General features: G+C 33.2%; 2 protein-coding genes. Both read left to right on the forward strand.

The window, feature by feature from the left end:
* Window positions 1–38: 38 nt before the first annotated feature.
* On the forward strand, window positions 39–182 hold the full coding sequence (locus tag ACFIQE_RS10565; protein ID WP_375676034.1) for a TrwH protein: 144 nt from the start codon (window positions 39–41) through the stop codon (window positions 180–182).
* Complete coding sequence (locus ACFIQE_RS10570; RefSeq protein WP_375630785.1) at window positions 179–928, forward strand: type IV secretion system protein; 750 nt, start codon at window positions 179–181, stop codon at window positions 926–928. Before ACFIQE_RS10565 ends, ACFIQE_RS10570 begins: the two co-directional genes overlap by 4 nt.
* The last annotated feature ends 276 nt before the right edge of the window (window positions 929–1,204 follow it).

Here is a 1,204-nt window from a genome sequence, read left to right on the forward strand (position 1 = left end):
TCAGAATGTGTATAACATTAAAAAAGAGTCATATTAAAATGAAGTCGATCATTCTTATAATTTTGATTGCAAACCTTCTATCGGCTTGTGCATTAGCACCAAAGCTAAAACAGCCCAATGATAGGAACCGAGTGCCTATTAATAAAACAATCCCTGCCGAAATCAAGCGAGCAAACAGATGAAAAAGATATTTATTATAACAGGAATGATTACCCTTTTGGGAATGATAAATTTAACTCTAATGTCTAACTTTAGTTGGGCTTCTGGGGCTCAAGATTCAACTATTCAAATTCCTCTCCCTGTTTCAAAAACAGAATATCTGAAAATTATTGAGTTATTAAACCAACAAATTAAAGAAAGCCAAAACCAGATCGAAAACGCGAAAAAAATCCATCAGTCTATAACAGGAAATAGAATCCAAAAACCAACAATAGGAGAGAACAAGAGCTTTTTCATACAAGATTCGCCTTCTATCTATCCAAAAACGCATCCCAACTACAATGGCGTAGATGTTGGACAATTTCGAGACCTTTTATATTCTGTTCTTGACGAAGAGAAAAGGTTTATCTTCTGGTCATTGCCGTATCATGAGATGCGCACAATAATTAATACCCGTCTTAACTATAGTGGAATTGTCGATAAAGCTGTAAGTTTGCAAACTTTTCAAGACGCAGAGAACCGCTTTACACAAATTGTCGATTTCTTAAATAATATAGATAAAACAAAAGATTTGAAAGGAGTTTTCGAGCTGCAAACACGCATCAAGACCATGTCAGCCATGCTCCAAAATGAATATACAAAACTACAAATGGTCAGAAATTTAAGCGATAACGAAGAGGCTCTTATCGAAATACAAAAACGTAAATTGTATGGAAAAATTATAACCTCTAACCACAACCATATGCCTAAAATAAGATCTAACCAATAAAGCTCTTTACAACATTTGCTTTTTTTCATGAAAACAAAATCCACTGTAGAAGGTTCAGTACTATCTGAACAATTCAGAGGGGCACAAAGATTTTATCAAAGCCAAGATATCGTGATGAAAATACTTAGGTAATGTATAAATGAAAATGAAGCGTTTAGCATATATCTATATTTCAAGGTAATAAAAAGTTGAAAATTCGTTAAAGAGGAATTCCATGGACTTTACAGTGTTCACGCAACTTTTCAATAAAATTGATCAGATAACAAAAACATATGT

The organism is Bartonella sp. AA1HLJMS (genome assembly GCF_042197445.1).
Taxonomy (GTDB): domain Bacteria; phylum Pseudomonadota; class Alphaproteobacteria; order Rhizobiales; family Rhizobiaceae; genus Bartonella.